The sequence below is a fragment of the Mesorhizobium sp. AR02 genome (assembly GCF_024746835.1).
In the GTDB taxonomy this organism is placed as follows: domain Bacteria; phylum Pseudomonadota; class Alphaproteobacteria; order Rhizobiales; family Rhizobiaceae; genus Mesorhizobium.
In genome coordinates, this window is the sequence record NZ_CP080530.1 from 400,550 (window position 1) to 422,917 (window position 22,368).

General features: G+C 60.2%; 21 protein-coding genes and 3 pseudogenes. 7 read left to right on the forward strand and 17 right to left on the reverse strand.

The window, feature by feature from the left end:
* The first annotated feature begins 12 nt into the window (after positions 1 to 12).
* Entirely contained in the window at positions 13 to 1,242 is a 1,230-nt protein-coding gene (locus DBIPINDM_RS01725) for an IS110 family transposase (RefSeq protein WP_258581143.1), read from the forward strand.
* A 394-nt stretch (positions 1,243 to 1,636) separates the two neighbouring features.
* Here DBIPINDM_RS01725 and DBIPINDM_RS01730 read toward each other — a convergent pair whose 3' ends face one another.
* On the reverse strand, positions 1,637 to 2,110 hold the full coding sequence (locus tag DBIPINDM_RS01730; protein ID WP_258581144.1) for a hypothetical protein: 474 nt from the start codon (positions 2,108 to 2,110) through the stop codon (positions 1,637 to 1,639).
* A 67-nt stretch (positions 2,111 to 2,177) separates the two neighbouring features.
* Entirely contained in the window at positions 2,178 to 2,498 is a 321-nt protein-coding gene (locus DBIPINDM_RS01735) for a hypothetical protein (protein WP_258581145.1), read from the reverse strand.
* Here DBIPINDM_RS01735 and DBIPINDM_RS43545 point away from each other — a divergent pair.
* The 3 genes from DBIPINDM_RS43545 to DBIPINDM_RS01745 all read left to right on the forward strand — a co-directional run bounded on the left by DBIPINDM_RS43545 (position 2,382) and on the right by DBIPINDM_RS01745 (position 6,645).
* A complete protein-coding gene (locus DBIPINDM_RS43545) occupies positions 2,382 to 2,675 on the forward strand; it encodes a DUF3616 domain-containing protein (protein WP_416361694.1) in 294 nt (97 codons plus the stop codon). The two genes, DBIPINDM_RS01735 and DBIPINDM_RS43545, sit on opposite strands and share 117 nt — an antisense overlap.
* Positions 2,676 to 2,923: 248 nt before the next feature.
* Positions 2,924 to 5,332, forward strand: a complete 2,409-nt coding sequence (locus DBIPINDM_RS01740; RefSeq protein WP_258581146.1) for a hypothetical protein — start codon at positions 2,924 to 2,926, stop codon at positions 5,330 to 5,332.
* Positions 5,333 to 5,343: 11 nt separating this feature from the next.
* Positions 5,344 to 6,645, forward strand: coding sequence for a peptidoglycan-binding protein (locus DBIPINDM_RS01745; protein ID WP_258581147.1), 1,302 nt, complete (start codon positions 5,344 to 5,346; stop codon positions 6,643 to 6,645).
* 132 nt (positions 6,646 to 6,777) lie between these two features.
* On the opposite strand, the gene DBIPINDM_RS01750 is transcribed toward DBIPINDM_RS01745, so the two are convergent.
* The 4 genes from DBIPINDM_RS01750 to DBIPINDM_RS01765 form a co-directional block, all read right to left on the reverse strand.
* Entirely contained in the window at positions 6,778 to 7,380 is a 603-nt protein-coding gene (locus tag DBIPINDM_RS01750; RefSeq protein ID WP_258581148.1) for a hypothetical protein, read from the reverse strand.
* A gap of 96 nt (positions 7,381 to 7,476) precedes the next feature.
* Positions 7,477 to 9,123, reverse strand: a complete 1,647-nt coding sequence (locus tag DBIPINDM_RS01755; RefSeq protein ID WP_258581149.1) for an IS1634 family transposase — start codon at positions 9,121 to 9,123, stop codon at positions 7,477 to 7,479.
* A gap of 66 nt (positions 9,124 to 9,189) precedes the next feature.
* Entirely contained in the window at positions 9,190 to 9,477 is a 288-nt protein-coding gene (locus DBIPINDM_RS01760) for a hypothetical protein (RefSeq protein ID WP_258581150.1), read from the reverse strand.
* Between the two features lie 56 nt (positions 9,478 to 9,533).
* Positions 9,534 to 9,719, reverse strand: coding sequence for a hypothetical protein (locus DBIPINDM_RS01765; protein ID WP_258581151.1), 186 nt, complete (start codon positions 9,717 to 9,719; stop codon positions 9,534 to 9,536).
* A gap of 406 nt (positions 9,720 to 10,125) precedes the next feature.
* Between DBIPINDM_RS01765 and DBIPINDM_RS01770 the strand changes: the two genes are divergently transcribed.
* Together DBIPINDM_RS01770 and DBIPINDM_RS01775 are read left to right on the forward strand one after the other, a co-directional pair.
* A complete protein-coding gene (locus tag DBIPINDM_RS01770; RefSeq protein WP_416361699.1) occupies positions 10,126 to 10,512 on the forward strand; it encodes a hypothetical protein in 387 nt (128 codons plus the stop codon).
* A 635-nt stretch (positions 10,513 to 11,147) separates the two neighbouring features.
* Positions 11,148 to 11,360 carry a cold-shock protein gene (locus DBIPINDM_RS01775; protein ID WP_258581153.1) on the forward strand — a complete coding sequence of 71 codons (213 nt, stop codon included), beginning with the start codon at positions 11,148 to 11,150 and terminating at the stop codon, positions 11,358 to 11,360.
* 249 nt (positions 11,361 to 11,609) lie between these two features.
* On the opposite strand, the gene DBIPINDM_RS01780 is transcribed toward DBIPINDM_RS01775, so the two are convergent.
* The gene (locus tag DBIPINDM_RS01780; RefSeq protein ID WP_258581154.1) at positions 11,610 to 12,068 is read right to left on the reverse strand and encodes a MucR family transcriptional regulator; all 459 of its coding nucleotides are present in this window, start codon (positions 12,066 to 12,068) and stop codon (positions 11,610 to 11,612) included.
* Between the two features lie 797 nt (positions 12,069 to 12,865).
* Between DBIPINDM_RS01780 and DBIPINDM_RS01785 the strand changes: the two genes are divergently transcribed.
* Complete coding sequence (locus DBIPINDM_RS01785; RefSeq protein ID WP_258581155.1) at positions 12,866 to 13,180, forward strand: hypothetical protein; 315 nt, start codon at positions 12,866 to 12,868, stop codon at positions 13,178 to 13,180.
* Positions 13,181 to 13,253: 73 nt separating this feature from the next.
* Here the strand turns inward: DBIPINDM_RS01785 and panD are convergent, their stop codons facing one another.
* The 10 genes and pseudogenes from panD to DBIPINDM_RS01835 all read right to left on the reverse strand — a co-directional run bounded on the left by panD (position 13,254) and on the right by DBIPINDM_RS01835 (position 22,308).
* Positions 13,254 to 13,706, reverse strand: a complete 453-nt coding sequence (gene panD, locus DBIPINDM_RS01790; protein WP_258581156.1) for an aspartate 1-decarboxylase — start codon at positions 13,704 to 13,706, stop codon at positions 13,254 to 13,256.
* A gap of 65 nt (positions 13,707 to 13,771) precedes the next feature.
* Complete coding sequence (locus DBIPINDM_RS01795; RefSeq protein ID WP_258581157.1) at positions 13,772 to 14,755, reverse strand: beta-ketoacyl-ACP synthase III; 984 nt, start codon at positions 14,753 to 14,755, stop codon at positions 13,772 to 13,774.
* Positions 14,752 to 16,011, reverse strand: a complete 1,260-nt coding sequence (locus DBIPINDM_RS01800; RefSeq protein WP_258581158.1) for an adenosylmethionine--8-amino-7-oxononanoate transaminase — start codon at positions 16,009 to 16,011, stop codon at positions 14,752 to 14,754. Before DBIPINDM_RS01800 ends, DBIPINDM_RS01795 begins: the two co-directional genes overlap by 4 nt.
* A complete protein-coding gene (bioD, locus tag DBIPINDM_RS01805; RefSeq protein WP_258581159.1) occupies positions 16,011 to 16,646 on the reverse strand; it encodes a dethiobiotin synthase in 636 nt (211 codons plus the stop codon). Before bioD ends, DBIPINDM_RS01800 begins: the two co-directional genes overlap by 1 nt.
* Before the next feature lie 80 nt (positions 16,647 to 16,726).
* Positions 16,727 to 16,933: pseudogene (locus tag DBIPINDM_RS01810) on the reverse strand (8-amino-7-oxononanoate synthase); the annotation flags it as partial.
* Positions 16,930 to 17,871: a biotin synthase BioB gene (gene bioB, locus DBIPINDM_RS01815; RefSeq protein ID WP_258581243.1), complete on the reverse strand. Its 942-nt coding sequence runs from the start codon at positions 17,869 to 17,871 to the stop codon at positions 16,930 to 16,932. The gene bioB and the pseudogene DBIPINDM_RS01810, both read right to left, overlap by 4 nt.
* Before the next feature lie 158 nt (positions 17,872 to 18,029).
* Positions 18,030 to 18,883: pseudogene (nadC, locus tag DBIPINDM_RS01820) on the reverse strand (carboxylating nicotinate-nucleotide diphosphorylase).
* Positions 18,880 to 20,311, reverse strand: a pseudogene (locus DBIPINDM_RS01825) (L-aspartate oxidase). The pseudogenes nadC and DBIPINDM_RS01825 overlap by 4 nt, the downstream one beginning before the upstream one ends.
* Positions 20,308 to 21,282, reverse strand: coding sequence for a quinolinate synthase NadA (nadA, locus tag DBIPINDM_RS01830; RefSeq protein ID WP_258581160.1), 975 nt, complete (start codon positions 21,280 to 21,282; stop codon positions 20,308 to 20,310). Before nadA ends, DBIPINDM_RS01825 begins: the two are co-directional and overlap by 4 nt.
* A gap of 66 nt (positions 21,283 to 21,348) precedes the next feature.
* Positions 21,349 to 22,308, reverse strand: coding sequence for an NUDIX hydrolase (locus DBIPINDM_RS01835; protein ID WP_258581161.1), 960 nt, complete (start codon positions 22,306 to 22,308; stop codon positions 21,349 to 21,351).
* Between the last annotated feature and the right edge of the window lie 60 nt (positions 22,309 to 22,368).

Genomic DNA, 22,368 nt, shown 5'->3' on the forward strand with positions numbered 1-22,368 from the left:
GGAGGAACGGGCATGCGCATCATCGGACTGGATATCCATCGCGCCTTCGCCGAGGCGGTAGCTTGGGAGGACGGCAGGCTCAGGCGGCTGGGTCGTGTCGACATGCGGCGCGATCTGCTGGATGCCTTCGCCGCAAAGCTGTCGTTGGATGATGTCGTGGTGATCGAGGCGACGGGCAACGCGTCCTCGGCCGCCGCGGTTGTCGCGCCGCATGTGAAGAAAGTGGTGATCGCAAACCCCAAGCAGGTGCGCATCATCGCCTATGCCAAGATCAAGACGGACACGATCGATGCCAGCGTTCTGGCGCAGCTCTATGCCAGCGGCTTCCTGCCGGAAGTCTGGATTCCGGATGAGCCGACGCAGGCTCTGCGTCGACAGGTGACACGGCGCAATCAGATCGTCCGGCAGAGATCTCGATTGAAGAACGTGATCCAGTCGATCCTTCATAGCCACCTGATCCCGTCCTGCCCGCATGCCGACCTGTGCGGCACTAAGGGCCGGTCATGGTTGAGCGAGCAGGTCGTACCGCAGGACGAGCGCCTCGCGATCGATCGGTATCTGCGCGAGTTCGACCGATTGGGCGAAGACCTCCAGGTCATCGAACGCGATCTTGCCCGCTCGGCTCTCGCGGATGAAGGCGTGAAGCGGCTGATGACCATTCCCGGCGTCGACATGACCGTCGCGCTGGCGATGAAGGCGGCGATCGGCGACGTATCGCGCTTCGACGATCCGCAGAAGCTCGTGAGCTATCTCGGGTTTAACCCAAGCGTGCGACAGTCCGGGCCAGGTCCGGCCTACCATGGGCGGATCACCAAGCAGGGCCGTGGTCATGCGCGCGGCATGCTCGTCGAGGCGGCCTGGGCGGCCGCTCGTGCTCCCGGACCGTTGCGAGCCTTCTTCCTGCGCGTGCGAGCCCGGCGCGGACAGCATGTCGCGGCCGTGGCAACCGCACGCAAACTCTCTGTCGTGATCTGGCATCTGTTGATGAAGGGCGAGAGTTACGCGTGGGCTCGACCCTCCCTGCATGCCAAGAAGCTGCGCGATGTGGAACTCAAGGCCGGGAGCAAGGCCGTGCGCGGCCAAAAGGGGTCCGCGCACGCCTACAACATCAAGAGCCACCGGGAAGAAGAGCGCCGCTGGGTGGAGCAGGCCGAGGGCGCCTATGCACGCTTCGTCGCCGGTTGGAACCCGCGAGGCCCGAGAAAGGCGCGCACGGATGCCGCAAACGAGGTGCGACGATAGAAGCTGCGCGGCAGGGCTCTCACCTCGGACCCTGCTCTTCGCCACGCGGTCGTCCGTGCGCGACAGGAGAATAGCGCAGATTTATCAAAAAGGCTCTTGTCGATCACATCAGTAGACTTTGGTAGGAAGGGCGGCCGAGAACGCGGCATCGTTGTCGTTCCTGGCGAGGGAAGGGCAGGGCCAAAGCTAGCTATGCCCCCTAGTTTTCATATTTTGCGAGGGCCGCGGTGATTTGCCTTACCGTTTTGCCGCCAACGGCCGAGATTGGGCCGGAGGCGGACAGACAGTTTCGGGTTGAGGATATTCACGAGCGGATATCACCGCGAGCACCGTAGGATAGATGCCCCACAGCAAGAACATTTGCATTCCCGCCGTAGCCGCGAACCCATGAACTTTACTCTCGGTAAATGAGGTCCGAAAATTCCGTGCTCTTGGTCCGCTCTTCCTCAATTCGGAATATTTCCAGATCATTCTCAGTCGCTCGCGATTTCTCACGGCCCGGGTCAAACAATTGCTTAAGTAGTTTTCCGGGTGGGCTGTCAGCGTCGGGGGTAAGATCCACAACCTGTTCCACAGCCGCGAGGGCTTCTTTTCTCACAACCTCGCTCGCAGCCACATCGCTCGGTGTTCGAAGCTGTGAGTATGAATACTTTTGTCCCAGAGCCGAGGCTTTCCTGACATACAACATCGGATTCGACCTCCTGCCTGTCTTCTCCAGCTCCACGGTGATCGCCAGCGATATGTCGAAACTGTCAGGCTTAGGGAGGTATAGCGCCACATACTGCGCTGTAAGGCCGGCTTGTTGAACATCCTCCCGGCCAGATGCCTTTTGCAAGGCCTCAAAAACGAGATCAAGATAGCCCGGCACATTTTGTCGCAAACGTCTAATTTCTGCCAATCGCCTGACGGCGGGGATCGCCTTTGGCGGACCGGCATTAGGGCAGGCCACCGATCCGCAGCCCTGGGAGATCAGCGGCGGGCTGGTTGGCAAACCGACGAATCTCGACGGATCGCAGAGCAAGCGATCCGCGGATGTCAGCGGTATCGCCTGCGAGACAACGTCCGGCTTTCCGCGCATTTGTCTGGTCGCTGACGACGAGACACAAGGCGTCCAAATCGTGATTTTGGAGGACGGGAGGATGATTGCCGGCGATTTCGTCCGGCTTATTGACAACAGCTTCGCCAACAAGCCACTTGAGCTCGACGCGGAGGGTGTGGCCTACGCTGATGGCTTCTTCTACGTAATCAGTTCGCATGGTCGGCCGCGTCACGAACAGGGTACCGACGACGCGGCCAAGATCAAGACGAGGGCAAGGCGAACAGCCGGATCTTCCACCTTATCTCGGTGTCCACTAAACCGGCAGCAGGTTAGTGTGAACCGGTTCCGAATGCTGAACCTACTGAGATTCCCTACAACAGTTTGCAATTTGTAGCGAGATTAGGACATCTATGGGGCCGTGACCGCCGCCGCTCACGATCTCTCCCTACCAGTACAATTTTAATATATTTCAACAGTTTATGTGCCTCCTTCGCCTTGAATGCATTTTCATACGTTGGTCGAAAATTGTATCACATCACGCAATTATCTTGACTCTACTTTGCCGAGCATCTACGTGCGGCGGCTATTAAACGTCAGGCGGGCAACCTTGATATTGCTGGGGGAAGCATGCGACATTGGGGAATGATCGCGGCGGTGGCCATGGGGTTGTTCGCTGGCGCCGCGCAGGCGGACGGCGATGCGGCGGTCTCACCGGAAATTTGGACCGCTGAAATACCCGAGCCACTCGTCGGGCCGTATATATCCGATCCCGCCACGCTTATGGCACTCGACAGGCCAGGCGACGGTAAGTCTTGCGAACACGCCGGTCCGCTTAATTTTCAGTGTCTGGTCTATCGCGACGATCGCTCCACCATGAGTCCAGTGGATTTCGCGAATAATCCATTCTCCATTTCGGTCTTCGAGGAAGTCCGGAGATTCGTCAAGAAGGACCTTGAGGCGCAGACGGCTGACCACCTGTCAACAAAGTTCCTGAGTTTTGCAGGAGCCAAAATCGAACTTGTCGGCGTCGTGAACCGTATGGATCGGCAATTCAATCGGGACAAGGTTCCCGAGCGTGGAAAAGCTCTGGCGTGCGGAGAGATCAGTGCAATCTATCGTTTCGCCTACAAGGGTTCACTGGATAACGGGCCGGCCAACGACCGCAGCTATCAGTCGCGTCTACCTGTGACGCTTAATGTCGTGTTCCCAGCCGAGCCCTGGTCAGGTTCGCCGGGTTGTCGAACCGTTGCCGCCCGATGGCGCGATTATGTACGTGCGCTTAAGGCGGGGGCAAAACCGAACGACCAGCTAAATCAGGCGAAGTTGCTTGTGTCGACCTTGCTTCCTTCGGACGTCGATCGCATTGAGCTCAATATGCAGGGTTCCCGAGTCAGCGCGAGCGACGATGAGAGCGACTTCGGTACGCGCGCGACCTACATTATCCGTGTGTTTCGGTGGAAGGATGCGTCCGGGAGCGCCAAGGGACATTGGGGCGTGAGCTATCTCACCAACCAAATAGATCGCGCGCGTTTGCTTGGAAATTCCCAAGGAGATGAGAACACGTGCCCGGATCGCAAGGGCAACGCGATCTCGCGCAAAGCGCTTGCCAATTATCTGCTCTCAATGGACGATCCCAAAAAGGTGAGGAATGCAAAGAACGGCTTCGCTGACGTAGACCTGGGACTAGTCAATATTCCAATAGAATTTCTCGCCTGCCGAGCGGTTTCGATTTCGCCGGGGGGAGCGAGCCGATCAGCCAATCAACCATTCTGGAATGACCCTAAGAACCCGATCCTGAGCGATGCCGACATCAAGACGGCCTTGACCAAATATAGCGCGCTTTATCCCAACAGTTTAAATTTCGTCGGAAATCCCGAAGAATTCCGTACGCGTCTCAACGAGGCATCCTGCTCTGGATGCCATCAGAGTCGCGCGATTGCTGGCTTTCACTTCCCCGGCTCCGACCGCCCGGGAACGGCGACCGTGAATGCCATTTTCCTGCCGGGCTCGGCTCACTTCTTCGGAGATCAACCTCGACGCGTGGAGATAGTCGAGGCCCTTGCCGCCTTGCCCGCCGACCAAGAAGTCCAATTGCCACGACGGCTTCTCGCTACGAGTTATGCGGTTCGCCCGCAAAACAGTTACCGAGCGCTGCGGCCGACCAGCGCTGCGAAGATACAACTCGTCGCCGGTTGGGGCGGAGCATGCTTGATCACGAAAAAGGCAGACGATCGTCGAGACTGGGGATGTGAGGGCGATCTGAGTTGTCAGACCGTGTTCGCGTCGGCGAATCAGCGCGGGATCGGCATGTGCCTAGGACCTCGAAATCCCCCTCGGATCGGCGAGGCCATGCAATTCGGTAAGGTGACGACAACCTCATACGGAAGCGACAAGTATGTGCGAGAAATGCCGCTGAACTCCGATCGAGATGACACAAGGATTTCCGTCGCCGCGCTGCCGCGCCTTGCTACCAATACCTACATTGCGTCGCATCAAGAATATTATCCCGGCGACGATGCCCTCGATCCCATTGGTGCCGAGACACTCGAGCAGCACGCGCGCCGCATTCTCGAGCAGAAAACCGGAGGGTTCCCGGGGGGATCCCTGCGCTTGGGACAATGCAAGGATCTTCCGGGGGAGGCGACATGCGGGCTTTTGGCGTCAAGCGGGTTTACCGCATGTCTTGGGGAGGTTGCAGGAGCGAAGCGGACCGCTGAAAGCTGCTTCCGCGTTTACACAAGCTATTCTGGTGTTCGAGGTTGTGATCCAGCCGATCCTTGTCGCGACGACTACATCTGCATGAGTCCTATGGGTTACACGCCCGCGAACGCAAAAATCCTCTTCGATCGTCGCGCCGAAGCGCGCAAAAATGAGCAGATGTCGTATCCCGTGGGGAGCGACCGTTTGAAAATTTTCAATCTGAAGTTCTTCGGCGAGGACATACCTGACGACAAGTGGCTGAAGCGCACCGACCGCCGCGGCGTATGCATCCCACCTTATTTTGTATTCCAGTTTAAGGCCGATGGCCACGTCGTGCCACCAAATCCTTGAGGAGCGGAATCATGCGCAAGATTGACACTATCCAGGGCTGCGAATTTTGGGAACAAACCGACGGCCACCGCACCGCTGACGTCGGTACGGACGGCGTCAATAGGCATATCGACGGCATGCCGATCGAGGCGACGATACGGGGGTCTCCGGCGCTCGTTAACGGCACAATGGCGATCCATCACGACAGGAGAGCGACAATGATAAATCTACTCAAAATTGCAATATCTGTTGGGTTTTTCTGGGCGGCTGGCTCGGCTCGCGCTGATGACTATTATGCATTTGGACCAGCATCAAGCAACTATCTCGCTGCAAAAGGGATGTTGATTGAGGAATTGCAGAACAAATTGAATTTATCTCCGCTGGAGAAATCATCATGCGGGTCTGTCAAGGTCGGGTTCTATGGCCCGCGCACGACTGAAGCAATAAAATTGCTGCAGCAACAGAATAGTATGAAGGTGACGGGTCTGGCCGGTCAGGCTGAGTACGCGAAACTCGGGCTGAAATTTCCTGACGTGATCGAGCGTGCTATTCAATTGACGAGTGCTTGCGGGTTCGAAGGTACTTGGTTCACCGCATCGGAAGGCTCCGCCGGAACGATTACTGATGATGGTGTTACTTGGGGTCTAATCGGCTTTACATCTTCTAACGGTGAAGTTCAGAAGCTATTAAGAGGTTTCAAGGACAGCAATTCATCAGATTGGGATTCCTTGACATCTAAGCTCCTTACACAGGAGCGCGCAGAAACGTTGGAGAGTTGCATCGCCTCCAGTGCTGCCAGGGCATGTTTCGGTGATTGGGGATTGAGCCCGGTGAAGCATGGGAAGAACATCGTCAAAGTTGTAAAGCCTGATACCAAAGCCTTCTTGACAGCTCTCGGGGATGAGCCCGCCATGCGTCGTCAACAATTGGCGCAAGCCAAGGCGAGGTATTGGGATGGTGCTGCGTTACCCTTGCTTAAAAGAGCGTTCGAAGTTGATGACGTCTCGGGTTTAAGCCCGCAATCTGCCGCCCTAGCTTACGATATGCGAGTATTCTCCAATGGACCAACTGGCCCCGCAGAGTTGGACGAGAAAACCGGCAAGCGGGTGCGGTATGACGGGTTGGCGGAGCTTGACGCGATTAAATGGAAAACTGAGAAGGAACGCCTCAAGCAAATAGCAGATGTTACCATTGATCGACTTACCCGTTACGGAAGTCCGCATGTTGCGGGCGCTAAGCGTCGTTGGATCCAATCCATAATGGAAAATAACGGCGAAGATGCAAATCTAATTTCGTTCGGTCTTCTTCCGGTTGTGGATGACGTTCAACAATAATGATGTTGAATTCCGCGAGCAGGAGCGGATATACCTTTTCGGGCCTGCCGGTACACAATAAATGAAACAGCTACATCAATAACTATCTAAGTTGCATGTCTGTATCGGCGCCATCCGCGTCTCGGTCATCTGTTACGCCGCCTTTGCCGCGACTAATGGTCGTCCGCATGGCCGCAGGAAGGCTGGACCGACCCTACCGGCCAGCACCTGGCGCGCCCATGCCGCGAGGTCGGTATCTGTCGACCGCGCCAGCATTCGTACGGTAATATCCAGGCGGGCGGTCAGATAGATACTGTCGATCTTTATCGCCGCCGAGACGAACGCGTCGCGATCCTCGCAAGACTCGGCCGAGAGGTGTTTCGGGATCGATTGCGTTACCGCCTCCACAAGGCCGGCATTGTGGCAATCGAACCGGCCGCCTTCGTCGGCGTCGTGAACCGACACCGAGTCGATCAGGACATCGTTGCGTGGCTGGCGCAGGAGGAAATCGGCAGTTCCAACGAGCAACAGCGCGTCAGGATCGAGCCGGTGTTGGTCGCCGTCGACTTCGATGATGAATCGCCTGGAGGAAAGTTGCACGTGGCCCATGAACGCTTGCACTGTCGAATTGGAATAGTCCTTATAGGCTTCCGGCACGGGCGCCGCCTTGGCGTTTGCCATTGTAACGTTCACGATGTTGGTTTCCCGAACAAACCCAGGCTCGACGATTTTCAGGTCGATGGCGAACGGGCGCAACTCCGATCGCATTGCCTCCGTGACCCCACTTAAACACCGCCTGTAAGAATATGTTATTATATCAGCACGTTAGGCGCGCGCCGGCGCGTGTTACCACTACATTTTGGGGATGATCTCAGGCGAGTGTTCGTCGAGGTTGTGTGGCAGAGCGATGCCAGATGCCTTGAAGACGTTGCCCACTTGGCCCGTAACGTGGGTTCTGGTGGTGACGATGCGACCATCCTTTTCGATGGTGGCTTCCTGGAGGCGGTCGAGATCGCGTAGAAGCGGCTGCCATTCGGGCGTCAGGCCTTTGGCCCGGCAGAGGCGGTACAGTTCCTTGCTGAGTACGAGCCCCAGGAACGAGCAGAACACATGCCCGCGGATGGCGGCATCGGATTGGTGGAAGATCGGCCGGGTATTGAAGGTTGCCTTGGCGGCGCGGAACAGGCTCTCGACCTCGAGCAAATCGCGATACCGCAGCACGGCCTGGAGCGGGGTCACCTTCGCGTTGGTCCGCACCACGGTGATGCCGTCGTACCGGGCTTCCTCGGCAAGCTTGCCGACATCGATCTTGAAGTTCTTGCCGCTGGCCTTGAGGTAACGCCGGTAGGCCGAGTTGCCGACCAGTGCCTTGTCGCCCTTCTTGAGCTGCGCCTCGAGGCCGGCGATGATCGCCTGGCGGTCGGCCTTGTCCTTCTCGGCCTCGGCGTCATTGCGGCTGACAATGTAGCGGTCTTTACCGACCTTGACCTCTTTGACCCACAACTGAGTTTCACCGCGCTGGCGCTCGAGAACGAGCGGAACCATCGGTGCCGCGTCATTGAGCACGACGTTGTGGATCACGCTGCTCGAGCGTTCGCGGGCCCCCAGAATGTATTCCATGCCCAGCTTTTCGAGCGCGGCGATGGTATCGGCGCTGATCATGCCGCGATCGGCGACAACGCAGGCGCGTGTGACGCCGAAGCGCGTTCGCAGCCGATCGACCACCGGCAACAGGACGGTCACGTCAGCGGTGTTGCCGGGCACCATCTCGGTGCAGATCGGCCGGCCCTCGGCATCAACGACCAGCGCCAGGATCATTTGCGCCAGATCGGGGCGGAAGTCCTTGGAATGCCCGCGCTTGCCCAGCGTCTCGCCGCCCGCGCCGTAGAAGGACAACGAGGTGGTATCCATGAACACAAGGCTGAGGTCGGTGAACAGGTCCTGCCGGCGCGCGAAGAGCTTTTCCTCGATCGCGTCTTTCACGCAGCGCGCCACCAGCGCGCCTTGCGCCTTTTCGCCGAGTTCCTCGCCCAGCCACGCCATGGCCCGGTAAAAGTGATGGAGCGCCAGACCCTCGGCGCCCTCGATACCATAATCGGCCATCCAGTTCGCGCAGTCGCGGTCCGAGCCCGAGACGAACAGCCGATGCAACGTGCCAATGAACACCGCCCGTTCCACCGCAAAGCCGAACTGGCGCCCTTCCAGCACCTCTTCCAGCACATCGCCGATCCCGAGCCGCTCCCACAGCCGCCCGAACAACAGCGGACCGCCGATGCGGCGAGAGGCAATTCGCCCCGCGTCAATGTCGGACAGGATGAGGCTGCGCTCGCCATGGCGCGCAATCGAGGCCGCCAATCTGTCAAGTTCGCCGCTGGCAACCAGCGCATCCTTGCGGCCCAGCGCCTTTATCGTGCGCTGGCGAACGGTTTTGCCGTCGCGGACACTTTCCACGAGGTAAAGATAGCGGTGGCCGCGCGCGACTCTCTCAACGACAAACATGCCAGCGTTGTTAGCGAATAAATGCCATAAAATCCATACGACATGCGGCTAGCAGATCAAATGTTGTTACCACAAATTTTCGCGCCGAAAACTCGAGGCGAGTGAATTCAATAGCTTAACGGACAGCGTTCGCCATCCGTTCACCTCCAACTGTTCAAGTCGGGCCATGCAAGCATGCTTGGCGTCCAACTCGTCAAGGGCAAAACGTTCCAGGCAGACGGCGCGGCGGCTCTGAGGCAGCAGCCTGCGGGCGATAGTATCGGGCACGTCCTCGACCAACTTCTTTGTACAGCGGTAGACGACATAGGCCAGAGTGCCGATGACGAGCAGAGAGAACATGGTTGCAGGCTGCAATTGGCTTCCCCTCCGACCAGTCGCACCAGGGCAGGTTGAGAGCGGCGAAGCTTCCGCTAACGCGCACCTCTCTCCGATATTCCGGCGATGCATTCCTCCAGGCATTCGAGGCGGAACTTCGCATTGCGGAGTTCATGTCCGGCTTCGAAACGTCGATGGCGCCCTTGTGGTGTGGTCGCCATGAGGTCGCGCTCCAGTTCCGCAATGCGCGCACGCACCTGCTGAGCGTCGTCCTGACGCAATGCCTTGATCCATCCACGCCCCCGCATCAGTCTTCCTGCCAGCACCCACCCAAAAAGCCATCCAGATTTATCCGCCGAGACCCTAATTTCCGGCAAGCCGAAACGCTCGAAATTTAACTTTGGCTATTTTAGCGAAGACAAAGAGGTTCTTGGGAAAAGGGCGGCGGCGCTTGGGCGGACGAACGAAGTGATATCAGAAGGTCGTCCGTCCTATCGGCCATCTTCGGCTCTGATGCCTGCGCAATCTGTTTGAGGAGCGCTGCAACGGCTTTGGGCATGCCGCGGACAAGCGAAGTAGCGCCGGTCAAGCGCAGTTGCGATGTAGGCATCGGGAGCGCGGTTGGTGTGTGGATAGTCAGCCCTGGCCTATTGTCCATTGAGCCAGCCGGCGCGCATTTTCGCAGCCATGGTGGCGGAGCATGTTGAATTGGCATTGTTTGAGCAGTCACTCGGCAATATCGAAGGCCTGCATCGGCCGTTCTGTGATCGTGTGGCTGACGCTGCGGAGAAAACCGCTGGATCGGTTCTTTTCGATGTCCGTGTCGACGGCGATATCTGCGTTCAGCGCATAGCTGCGATTGGATATGGCGTGACCGGCACGGCAATAATCGTGATGGAGAAGAATGGACAACTTAGATGCGCATCGGTAAACGGCGACACCGCCCTTTTGGTGGCAGAGTTGGCTGCCTGGGATGCGTCTCCGCTGCGTGAGCAAGCGAAGGTTGACCCCTGCGGAACGGCCATCATCCTGCTAGCGAAGCTTCGGAGCTCAGGTCACTTCGCCCTTTTCTAACCGGCTGAGCGCCGCTTCCTACCTTGCCGGCCAAGCAGCGGAGAAATCATGTCCGGTTGCAAGTGTGCCTGGCGTCCAACTCGTCAATTTCACCGGCTATCGAAAACGTTCTTGGCAGATGGCGCGGCGGCGATGAGGCAGCAGGCGCGCGAACGGCGGCCAGCAGCAGCCTCTCGGCAGTGAGACCCGGCTTCGTCCCCGCCCTCAAACTGCTCACGTTGAACGCGGGACGCGACGGGCTCCGGCGGGATCGATCCGAACCACCCTGGCATCACCTTCGGACCAAGAAACCTGCCGTGACCCGAGACCCTGGCGCATCCTAATTGCAAAGGTTTACGGTCACCTGCAGGACTATGTGTTGCGGCCAATGCGCCGGACGGCTGTCCTCGGAGGAGATCATAGCCATAGACATGGCTCTGCTAGGCTTCAGATCCCGCGGTTGTTTTGGGCTATGTGAGCGGCGGAAACGCAGGACGATGATAGGGTCATGATGAAGCGCGCGAGTTGCTGCCGGCCGATCAAACCGGCCTTGCAAATTTTTCGTTTTTGCTGCGCCTAACTCCAGATTTTCGGTTATGAATCGGGACTGGCCTAACGGCCTGCCCACGTTGCAATTGTTACAAAGGAACACACATATGGCGACCGGAACCGTGAAGTGGTTCAACAGCACCAAGGGATTTGGATTTATCCAACCCGACAATGGCAGTCAGGATGTTTTCGTCCACATTTCCGCCGTTGAAAGAGCTGGCCTTTCGACCCTCGCTGATGGTCAGAATTTCAACTATGAAGTCGAACAGGACCGCCGCACGGGCAAGTCCTCAGCTGGCAGCCTCAGCAAAGCTGGCTAATTTTCTCCTGCCTGCTGGCAACCGCCGGATGGACGCGGTACGGCGAGGACTGACTGATGGCCGCCCAATAAGAAGCGGGCGAGAACAAGGCTCGACCGGAACGCTGGAGCAGGAGATTGCTGCAAGCCGGCGCGAATCCTGGGGAAACCAAGCTGTTTGAAAGGGAAGGCGGGGTTGGTTCCCCGCCTTTTCATATTCCGCGCAGACTTTGTCTGTTGCGCGCGCCACAACGAACCTCGAGAGATAAAGTCAGGCGGCGGCTTTCTTGCGGGTCTTCGCCGGCTCCGTTTCCGGCTCTTTCGGTTTGCGGCCGAGCCCCATCGTCTTAGCCAACGCCGAGCGCGCAGCGGCGTAATTCGGCGCGACCATCGGATAATCTCCCGATAGACCCCATTTGGCGCGATATTCGTCCGGCGTCAGCCCATAGTCGGTCGACAAATGGCGCTTTAGCGATTTGAATTTCTTTCCGTCCTCAAGGCAGATGATGTAGTCCGGGGTCACCGACTTCTTGATCGGGACTGCAGGGTCAAGGACCACCGGCTCTTTTGCGGAGACGCTGCCGGCCGTGCCTTTCAGTGCTGTGTGCACTTGGCCGATCAGGGCAGGGAGTTCACCTACCGGGACCGGATTGTTGGAGACATAGGCTGAGACGACATCGGCGGTGAGCTCGATGAGGACGTCGATGTTTTTGTCGGCTTCTTCTGTCATGGAACTCTCCGGGTGGCTTGAAAGACAGCTGGCGAAGTGTCGCTACATAGTGACGGTTGCTGTTGAAAGCAATAAACCCCCGGCAAGACTTTTGCCATGCTCGTCCTGCACCGTGGTCAATAGCGACGCATCGGCAAAACCAGGGCGATGGTGACGCGCTGCTGTAAAAACCACGTCTTGCCGACGATGTCCTGCTGCCCGCCGGTCGCGACCTGTTTGCGGCGCAGCGATTAGATTGCACCGCCTTCTCCGCGCCAGCGTTTCACAGCCGAAAAACCCGCCACTCTTGGGCACGAGCGGCGGGTTTTTGCAGCGCTACTCGGACTGAATACGCGTCCTCAATCACATTGGCTGCGGGTAGTTAAGTCTGCATTAACATTCAAGATCTGGGCATCTAAATCGATACGAGCGCAAGATGCCGCGCGGTCGGACGTTCCGGGCCCAAATTCTCTTCGCCGTCAAATCGGCAAGGCGTCAGCTATCACAAAATCCGCGCTTGACGTTACGTAATCTCTCGTGTTGGTCGCTGTGTGGGGAACGACTTCCAGTCTAGGTCAAGGGAGACGAAAATGAGGGGCAGCGATGGTGGCTGGCGAGCCAAATGACGTGCGCGTCAAGCGTTGCGGTGGGGGATGGGCCGTTCATATTGTCGAGGACGGCAAACTGACAGTTCATAGGTTCAAGACCCAGTCTCCCGCCGAGAATTTCGCCGATGACCAACGAGCCAGGCTCGGCCTTGCTAGCAAGCCACCGATTGACGAAAGCTGACATCTGCACCGGATTTGGGGAGACCTTGGATGGCTGGTGAGACTTTGGCGCCGGCAGAAGAAACACATCGCCGAAGGGCCATTTCAACGCTGTTTGCTGCCGTTCGGCTGGCCATATTTACGATGATGGTTGGCACCGCTGGCGATGCGGAAGACGACTATGGGACCGGCTTGATCGACACGGCGGCAAAGATCATGAAAAGCCAGGTCGTCAAGGACCCGGCCGCGGCGCTGGAAAAAGCAGCAGGAATTTGCAAGCGGCCGTCGCAACTGACTTCAGACAGGGAATCGAGCCGCGTGGCTGTTGGCTCAACCGTGGAGATGCCGACATTGCGCGATCCGTGAGGCTTAGGTCCTCTCTTCAGCGCTGGGCAAGCTGGAACGGGACGGAGAGACTTTCTCACATGTGCGGCGGGTGTCACGCCCCGGAGACCAAGGCAGGTATGGCCAAAGCCTCATCCGCCTCGTCAAGGATCGAGAAGCTGTAACGGCCGTCTGGGTCAAGATCGACGGAGTAACTCAGGCGGTCGAGTATGTTGTTATCCTGGTCGAACGTAACGATCCGCGGCTTCAGAGAGGTAATGTGCGCTTCGTCCAGATAGATGGAGTTGCAGACAATGATCTGGTCGCCGGGCTGGCAAGTGCGGGCAGCTGCTCCGTTTAGAATACAGCATCGTGAGCCGCGCTCGCCGAGGATGACATAGGTCGAAATCCGCGCCCCGGAATTCTTGTTCCAAATCTCCACGAACTCCATGGGCAGGATCCCTGCTTCTTCGCAGTGGTCTGGGTCGAGCGTTATCGAACCATGGTAATCGAGGTTCGCTTCGGTGACGTAGATGCCGTGCAGCTTGCCGGCGACTATTTTTCGCATTGGTCTGTTGTCCTATCCGTCATGAATGATCAGTCCTGCCGCCCTCGGAGCAGCCAGTTATTCGGCTAAATTCCGACGATGAGGGCCCCGCCGCTGAGACCCGCACCCGCTGCCGCCAGAAGGATCTTCTCGCCCTGCCGGAACGGCTCCGCTTGGTTGGCCAGCGACAGCGACAGTGGGATCGTCGCGGCGGAAGAGTTGCCGTAGTCGACGATCGTCTTGACGATCGCATGATCTGCTATGCCGAGGTTTCTCCCAACAGCATCGAAAATGCGGGCATTGGCCTGATGCGGCACGAATCGGTCGATGTCCTGCGGCCGCATTCGGGCAGCAGTGAGCGCGTCCTGCGAGCAGGCAGTCATCATCTCGACCGCCTTGGCGAACACTTCACGGCCGTCGGTGATCGTCATTCGAGTCTGCTCGAGGTCGAGGTCGCCGTGGAACGGCTTGTTGCTTCCTCCAGCAGGAATCTGGATCAGCCCGTAGCGCGAGCCATCGGAATCCACCGAGGCGCCGAGGATGCCGCGATCGGGGTCCTCGCAGGGGCCAATCACCAGGGCGCCGGCGGCATCGGCAAACAGCACGGCGCTGGCACGCTCAGCGGGATTGATGCGACGGCTGAGGATGTTGGCGGCGATGACAAGGGCCGATTTGCCATGCAGGCGGGTGAATCCGTCCGCGAACATCAGCGCATAGATGAAGCCGGCGCAAGCACCAGCGAGGTCGACCGCGCCTGCACGGCCGAGACCCAGACGATGAGCTACGAGCGGCGCGCTGGGCGGCAGGAGGTGATCGGGTGTCGAGGTGGCAAGCAACAGCAGCCCGATGTCGCTCCGCTCGATGCCGGCATTCGCCAGCGCCATGTCGCCGGCATGCGCGGCAAGGCCCGACAACGTGTCCTCGTCGTTTGCCCAGAAGCGTGACCGTATCCCGGTGCGTCGCTCGATCCAGCCCGGTTCGAGCCCGAGACGGCTTTCGATTTCCGGGTTCTCGACTTTTCGCCCAGGCGCGTGATGACCGAACCCGAGAATGCGCGACGACCTGCTCATGGCTTTGAGCCGAAGCGTTCGCCGGCCACCTCGATCGCGTCATAGAGCCCGTCGAGCTCCTCGCCGGTGATGCAATAGGGCGGCAGAAGGTAGAGGACATTGCCAAGCGGGCGCACAAGGAATCCCTGGTTGAGGAAGAACGCGCGCAGCTTCGGACCGATCTCGGCCAGATAACCGGCAGAGCCGGCGTGCAGGTCGAGCGCCGCTATCGTGCCGGTCGCCCGGCTGTCGGTGAAGAAAGGGTTGTCGCGAAAGCGTCGAAGCCCGGTGGCCTGCATCGCGCTCAAGGCCGCAATGCGCTCGGCCACCGGCTCGTCGCGCCAGATCTCGACATTGGCAAGTGCTGCCGCGCAGGCCATCGGATTGGCGGTGTAGGAACTCGAGTGGAAAAGCGTCTTCGTCCGGTCCGTCGAATAATGAGCCTGGAAGATGGCATCCGTGGCGAGCGTTGCGGCGAGCGGGATCACGCCACCGGTCAGGCCCTTCGAGGTGCACAGGATGTCCGGAGAGAGGGATGCCTGCTCGCAGGCGAACATGGTTCCAGTGCGCCCCCAGCCGGTCATCACCTCGTCGGCGATCAGCAGCGTGCCGGAGGTTTTGGCGATCTTCTTCAATTCGGTCAGAACCGAGGCCGGATACATCAGCATGCCGCCGGCGCCAAGCACGAGCGGTTCGACGATCAGCGCGGCGGCGCGCCGGTCGCGGGCAACTGCCTCGAACCGATCCAGCGTTTCCTGCTCGCGCCCGGCGGCCGGGAAGGGGAGGGTGTCGACTTCGAACAGCAAGGGCTCGTAGGCGGCGTTGAACACGCCGCGGGCACCGACGCTCATCGTGCCGATCGTGTCGCCATGATAGCTGTGCTCCATGACGACGATGCGCGAGCGCGGTGCGCCGATGTTGCGGAAATAGCCGAGCGCCATCTTCAGCGCGACTTCGACTGAGGTCGAGCCGCTGTCGGAATAGAACACCCAGTCGAGGCCCGATGGAGCGAGACCGACAAGCGCCTTGGCCAGGCGTTCGGCCGGCTCGTGGGTGAAACCTGCGAAGATGATCTGGTCGAGGCTCGACGCGGTCGTCTCGATGGCCTTCATGATGCGGGGATGGCGGTGGCCATGCGTGACGACCCACCAGGACGAAATGGCGTCCAGGATGCGCGTACCGTCGGCCTTGTGGAGATAGGCGCCCTCCGTCAGGACGATTTCAGGAATCGCCGGCTCGAGCGCGTGCTGGGTAAAGGGATGCCAGATATGCGACATCAGTGATCTCCCGTGCACGAGGCGAAGGCGAAGCCGGCAATCATTGCGTCTCGCAGCGTTTTGTCTGTCAGCGGATCGAGATAGGGCAGCCGGCCGAGCTGCGGCACCCCGCCCATTTCCACGATGGTCCGTTGCGTATCGGCCATCTCATCGCCGATGAAAGCGATGCCGGCCAGCGGGATGGAGCGGGCGCGGAGGGCCTCGATCGACAGCAGCGTGTGGTTGATGGTGCCGAGCGTGGTGCGGGCACACAAAATAACTGGCAGCCGCCACTCAGCGAAGATGTCGATGAACCTTGTGCGCCGGTTGAGCGGCACCATCAGCCCGCCCGCGCCCTCGATGACGAGCGGCGTCGGCAGGACGGGAAAAGTCAGATCGGCAGCCTTGATCGCGACGCCGTCGATCTCGGCCGAACGATGCGGCGACAGCGGGCTCTTCAAGCGGTAGGCTTCCGGCAGCACGCGCTCCGAGGGCAAGCCGGCAAGCCGCGCGACCACCTCGCTGTCGGTCTCGCCGTCGAGGCCCGATTGCACCGGCTTCCAGTAGAAACCGTCGAGCAAACCGGCGAGGCCAGCCGCAAACACGGTCTTGCCAATTCCGGTGTCGGTTCCGGTGATGACGATGCGTTGGGTCATGCCTTGCCCATCACATCGACGATCGTGTCGACCATGGCGGAAATGTCGGGTTCGTGGACATGCTCTGATGCATTGCCTCACAACAGCCGCGACCCGGTCGCGCCAACCGGCGTGCCCCGCGCAATGGCTGCTGCAACCGCATCGCCCAGTCTCCTGGAGGCGGCAAGTCCGAGATAGTCGTTCGACGAGAAGTCGAGCCCGGCGCGTGGCGCAAGCGTCCGCAGGCGATCCTTGCGCGCCAGTCCCTGCAAGGTCGCGTCATAGCGGGCAAGTAGTGTCCCGTTCATTGCGCCTCGCGTTCCATCGGCTCGATGCCGAGGCGCCGGAAGAGCAAAAGATCCTTGTCCTCGCCGGGATTCTCTGCCGTCAGCAGCGTGTCCCCAACGAATATGAGATTGGCGCCGGCGAAAAAGCACAGTGCCTGCATTTCGTCGGTCATGGCGGTGCGGCCGGCGGAAAGACGGACATGCGATTTCGGCATCATTATGCGCGCCAGCGCGATCACGCGCACGAATTCGATCGGGTCGATCGGCTTGGCGTCGGCCAGCGGAGTGCCGGCAATCGGGATCAGCATGTTGATCGGAACGCTTTGCGGATGTTCCGGCAGATTGGCCAGCGTCACCAGCATATCGATCCGGTCCACCGGCTCTTCGCCCATGCCGACAATGCCGCCACAGCAAACCTTGATGCCGGATTGGCGAACCTGCTCGAGCGTCTCCAGCCGATCGGCAAAGCTGCGCGTGCTGATGATCTCGCTGTAGTAGCGTTCCGACGTATCGATGTTGTGGTTGTAATAGTCGAGACCCGCTTGTTTCAGACGAGCGGTCTGCTCACGATCGAGCATGCCAAGGGTCATGCAGGTTTCCATGCCCAGTGCCTTGACGCCTTCGACCATCGCCACCACTGCATCCATGTCGCGCGCCTTGGGGTTTCGCCAGGCGGCTCCCATGCAATAACGGGTGGCGCCGGCTTCACGCGCCTTGGTCGCCTCGGCGATGACGCGCCTGACCTCCGTCAGCTTCGACGCTTTAAGGCCCGTTTCGTGGTGCGCCGACTGGCTGCAATAGCCGCAATCCTCCACGCAGCCGCCTGTCTTGATGCTGAGAAGACGGCTCAGCTGGACCTTGTTGGGATCGAAATTCTCGCGGTGCACGGTTTGCGCGAGGAAGAGGAGATTGTTGAAGGGCGCGTCGTGAACAGCCCGAGCCTTCTCCAGGGTCCACATCCCGCCATCGTTGCATTGCGCCTGTGGCAGTGTCTTCGTCGAATTCGATGCGTGCATCCCTGTCCTGTTCCCTGGGTTCCGGCGTTACGGCTTCTTTGCTGGCGGATTGACGGCGACTGGAAGGCTTATCGGCCCGCTGCCGTCCGTTTGTCAGTCGATCATGAGCCCCAATAGTCGAGACCGATATCGAGGATCGGCGCGCTGTGAGTTAGCCAGCCGATGGAGATCAGATCGACTCGGGTCGCGGCGATGGCTGGCGCCGTGGCGGCGGTGATACTGCCCGATGCTTCGGTGATGCATCGACCGGCGACCATCGATACCGCATGGCGCAATTCGTCGACCGACATGTTGTCGAGCAGCACAGCGTCGGGGGGAGAGCCAGGACATCTTCCAGCTGGGCCAAGGTATCGACTTCGACCTCGATCTTGACGAGATGGCCGACACTCGCACGCGCTCGTTCGATGGCCGGGCGGATTCCGCCAGCGATTGCGATGTGGTTGTCCTTGATCAGGATCGCGTCGTCGAGGCCGAAACGGTGATTGGCGCCGCCACCAGCGCGCACGGCGTATTTTTCCAACGCCCGCAATCCGGGCGTCGTCTTGCGAGTGCAGACAATCTTTGCGCCATGTCCCCGAACCGCAGCGACGATCGATGCCGTCGCTGTGGCGATACCGCTCAGATGGCTGAGGAAATTAAGCGCGGTGCGTTCGGCGGTGAGAATGGCTCGGGCCGGCCCGCTCACCGACGCTATGGTCTGTCCTTGCGCCACCTCGCTGCCGTCCGGGCACTCAAGCGTACTCTCGATCCTCTCATCGATCAGCCTGAAAGCGAGCATCGCCAGATCGAGCCCCGCGACAACTCCACTCTGTCGTGCCGAAAGCACGGTCGTTGCCCGAAGGTCCTTCGGAACGATGGCGTCGGTCGTCAGATCACGGGCCCAGCCGAGATCTTCCAGAAGCGCTGCCCGGACCAGGGGCTCGAGCATGATTGCGGGAAGCGGCGAGAGGTTCATGGCTCGACCTCTTCAAGCGTTGACGAACATGCGAGTTCGTCGGCTGTAGCTAAGGCTTCATCAAGCCTGAGCCTGGAGCGGCGAGCGATGGCAGCACGATCGGGAAAGTCCGTGCGGTAGTGAGCGCCGCGGCTTTCCTCGCGCAGCAAGGCGGCAACCGCGATCATCAGTCCCACTGCGGCGGGATCGGACGCCGCATTGTGGCGTCTGGCAAGCGGAAGCAATGTCCGAACGGCCTCCCGCAACATCTCGCCATCACGCTTCACGCCAAGGGTGCGTGTCAGGAGAGGGCGCAAGGAGACTGAATCGGGCGCCGGAATTTCGCGTGCCATCGATCGTGTTCTGACGCCGATCGCAGATCCCGCCACGCTTTCGGCGACCCAGCGCGCGCACACCACAGCTTCGGTCAGCGAGTTGCTGGCAAGCCTGTTGGCGCCGTGCAGTCCAGTCGAGGCGACTTCGCCGCAAGCCCACAGTCCGGCAACGGAGGAGCGTCCCTCCCGATCCACCGCTATGCCGCCCATGTGATAGTGCTGGGCCGGCCGTATCGGAATGAGGTCGCGCTCCGGGTCGATGCCGGCGCGCCGGCAGGTTGATGCAATCGTCGGAAACTGCCGCGCAAATGTCGGGCCGGGCTTTTGTCGTCCATCGAGAAAGGCCCGGTGGCCGTTCGAAAGATGGGTCCCGATGGCGCGCGCCACCACGTCGCGTGGCGCGAGTTCCGCGGTCGGATGGAACTGGATGAATTCCAGGTCGGCAAGGACAGCCCGCGCGGGCTGCAAGTGCTAGGCCTTGCCCGCAGCTGCCGAGCGGGTTTGTCGAGTCGCGGAACAGGCCGCCAATCCCGCCGGTCGCGAGGACGACCCGTCCCGTACCCAGGAACACAGGGCTCATCGAACAGCTTGCCCAAACGCCCCGGACCGTATTGTCCTCGACCGCCAGCCGCCGCGCCTCCACACCCTCGACGACCACAATCGACGGAGCGTTTCGTACGGCGGCGACCAGCGCGCGCATGATTTCCTGTCCGCTGCCGTGGCCGCCGGCATGAACGATGCGCCGGCGGCCGTGCGCGGCTTCCAAGCCAAGGCGCAGTGCTCCTTCAGGCGTCCGATCGAAGCGGACCCCAAGGTTTTCCAGGGCCTCAATCGCGTTAGGAGCCGCATGGAGAATGCGGCTTGCGATGTCTGCGTCGCACAGCCCATCCCCGGCGGCGAGCGTATCGGCGAGGTGCAGCGCCGGATCGTCGTCAACGCCAAGACTGGCAGCCAGCCCGCCCTGTGCCCACGCGCTCGATGCTTCAGATCCGAGCGGCGTCCTCGACAAAACAAGCACGGGTTCTGGCGCCAGATGAAGCGCGGTCAATAATCCCGCAATGCCGCCGCCAATGATGATTGGCCGGCCAAAGAAGCTGCGGACATCCGCACTCATACGGCGAGCATCCGCTCGACGGCAAGTCGCGCGCGCCCGGCGATCTCCGGCTCGATGGTCACGACATGGCGGTTCTGCTCCAGCGCCGAACGGATGTTGGCGAGCGTTATCCGCTTCATGTGCGGGCACAAATTACAGGGCCGGATGAACTCGAGCTCCGGATGCTGCAGCGCCACATTGTCGCTCATCGAGCATTCCGTCAGCAGCACGACGCGCGGCGGCTTTTGCAGCCCGACATAATCGGACATGGCGGCGGTAGAACCGGAGAAGTCCGCTTCAGCGACCACTTCGGGCGGGCACTCGGGATGCGCCAGCACGATCACACCGGGATGGTCCTCGCGCAGCTGGCGGATGTCGGCCGGCGTAAAGCGCTCATGGACTTCGCAATGCCCTTTCCAGGCGATGATTTCGACGTCGGTCTGGGCGGCGATGTTCTGGGCCAGATACTCATCCGGCAGCATGATCACCCTGGGAACACCAAGCGATTCCACGACGGCTTTCGCATTGCCTGACGTGCAGCAGATGTCGGACTCGGCTTTGACCTCGGCCGACGTGTTGACGTAGGTGACGACAGGCACGCCCGGATAGCGTTGCCGCAGCAGCCGGATGTCCTCGGCGGTAATCGAGTCCGCCAGCGAACAGCCTGCGCGCAAATCAGGAATGAGCACCGTCTTTTGCGGATTGAGCAGCTTTGCCGTCTCGGCCATGAAATGCACCCCGGCCAGCACAATGACATCCGCTTCGGTCGACATCGCCTTGCGGGCAAGCGCCAGGCTGTCGCCGACGATATCTGCGACGCAATGGAAGATCTCCGGCGTCTGGTAGTTGTGCGCCAGGATGACGGCATTTCGCTGCCGCTTCAGCGCAAGGATAGCATCGATATCGCTGGCAAATACCGGCCATTCGATCGCGGGGATAACGCGCCGCACGCGGTCGTACAGGGACGCGCCCGAAGGCAGGACGGCGCTCATCGAGCCTCCAGTTATAGTCTACACGAATATAAGTGACCTATATATTCGTTGTGACTATAAGCGATGTCAAGCCCGCGCAAGCGGCAATTTTGTCCCAGCCACGGGCCTCTCATCGAGAATGTCGTGGCGGAAGCGGTAGAGGCGCGCGGGCCGGCCGCCGGTTTCCGCCGTCGTCTCACCGGTCTTCTCAACGAGGTCCTGCTGCTCGATGAGCCGGCGGAAGTTTGGCTTGTTGATGAGCCTGCCGGAGAGCGCCTCCACGGTTCGCTGCAGCTGCAGAAGTGTGAAGAGCGGCGGCATCAGCTCGAACACGACCGGCCGGTATTTGATCTTGGAGCGCAGCCGCGCCATAGCCGTTGCCAGGATGCGGCGGTGATCGGCGATCATGGATTTGCCAGATACCGAGGTAGGCGCCGCCGAATGTCCGCTGCGTATCGCTTCCTCCACCAGGGCGGCTTCGTAGAGCATCTCATAGCGTTGAAGCGTGAGTTCCTCGTTCCAATGGCGGTCGTCGAAGCCGAAGGCGATCGCCGCCCGCCGTCGCCGGTCGAGGCGCGTCGCGCCGTCGTCAGCGCCGTCTGCCCATTCGATGAGGCGCAGCCGCAATTCGTCCACGACCGCGCGTGTGCCGGAGCGGTGATCCTCCCAGGGGAAATAGTCGTACCAGCTTCCCCAGTGGCGCCCGTCCGAGCCGCCAGCTTTGTCTGGATGGGTGAGCGCGAGGTAGCTGATCGAAATCACGCGCTGTTCACCGCCGATCCGGTCGCGATCGGCGAAGGTGTAGAGCTGTTCGATATAACCGAGCGGCTGGCCTGTCTGTTGTTCCACCCATCCCCTGAGGCCCGACTGCGGCGAACGATGAGCAAGCTCGAATGGCCCCGAGGGCAGCGCGGCTTCCTGTCCAACGGTGAGAACACAAGGTCCCCCACCGTTCATTGCCACAACGACGGCGATCAGGTCGGCTTTGACGTCGTTGGCCTCAACCGCGGCCTTGCCTTTCCTGATGCCTATTGCGCGATCGTCCATGGTCCCCGAAGTGGTTGGGCAGAGCTTTGCCGCTAGGCGGCTGAACCGATTTAATTCGGT

Coding starts and splice junctions, on each gene's coding strand:
- DBIPINDM_RS01725 (WP_258581143.1), top strand. CDS start 13: ATGCGCATCATCGGACTGGATATCCATCGCGCCTTCGCCGAGGCGGTA.
- DBIPINDM_RS43545 (WP_416361694.1), top strand. CDS start 2,382: ATGATTGCCGGCGATTTCGTCCGGCTTATTGACAACAGCTTCGCCAAC.
- DBIPINDM_RS01735 (WP_258581145.1), bottom strand. CDS start 2,498: ATGCGAACTGATTACGTAGAAGAAGCCATCAGCGTAGGCCACACCCTC.
- DBIPINDM_RS01740 (WP_258581146.1), top strand. CDS start 2,924: ATGATCGCGGCGGTGGCCATGGGGTTGTTCGCTGGCGCCGCGCAGGCG.
- DBIPINDM_RS01745 (WP_258581147.1), top strand. CDS start 5,344: ATGCGCAAGATTGACACTATCCAGGGCTGCGAATTTTGGGAACAAACC.
- DBIPINDM_RS01755 (WP_258581149.1), bottom strand. CDS start 9,123: ATGTTTGTCGTTGAGAGAGTCGCGCGCGGCCACCGCTATCTTTACCTC.
- DBIPINDM_RS01770 (WP_416361699.1), top strand. CDS start 10,126: ATGGTGGCGGAGCATGTTGAATTGGCATTGTTTGAGCAGTCACTCGGC.
- DBIPINDM_RS01775 (WP_258581153.1), top strand. CDS start 11,148: ATGGCGACCGGAACCGTGAAGTGGTTCAACAGCACCAAGGGATTTGGA.
- DBIPINDM_RS01780 (WP_258581154.1), bottom strand. CDS start 12,068: ATGACAGAAGAAGCCGACAAAAACATCGACGTCCTCATCGAGCTCACC.
- DBIPINDM_RS01785 (WP_258581155.1), top strand. CDS start 12,866: ATGGCTGGTGAGACTTTGGCGCCGGCAGAAGAAACACATCGCCGAAGG.
- panD (WP_258581156.1), bottom strand. CDS start 13,706: ATGCGAAAAATAGTCGCCGGCAAGCTGCACGGCATCTACGTCACCGAA.
- DBIPINDM_RS01795 (WP_258581157.1), bottom strand. CDS start 14,755: ATGAGCAGGTCGTCGCGCATTCTCGGGTTCGGTCATCACGCGCCTGGG.
- DBIPINDM_RS01800 (WP_258581158.1), bottom strand. CDS start 16,011: ATGTCGCATATCTGGCATCCCTTTACCCAGCACGCGCTCGAGCCGGCG.
- bioD (WP_258581159.1), bottom strand. CDS start 16,646: ATGACCCAACGCATCGTCATCACCGGAACCGACACCGGAATTGGCAAG.
- bioB (WP_258581243.1), bottom strand. CDS start 17,871: ATGTGGACCCTGGAGAAGGCTCGGGCTGTTCACGACGCGCCCTTCAAC.
- nadA (WP_258581160.1), bottom strand. CDS start 21,282: ATGAGCGCCGTCCTGCCTTCGGGCGCGTCCCTGTACGACCGCGTGCGG.
- DBIPINDM_RS01835 (WP_258581161.1), bottom strand. CDS start 22,308: ATGGACGATCGCGCAATAGGCATCAGGAAAGGCAAGGCCGCGGTTGAG.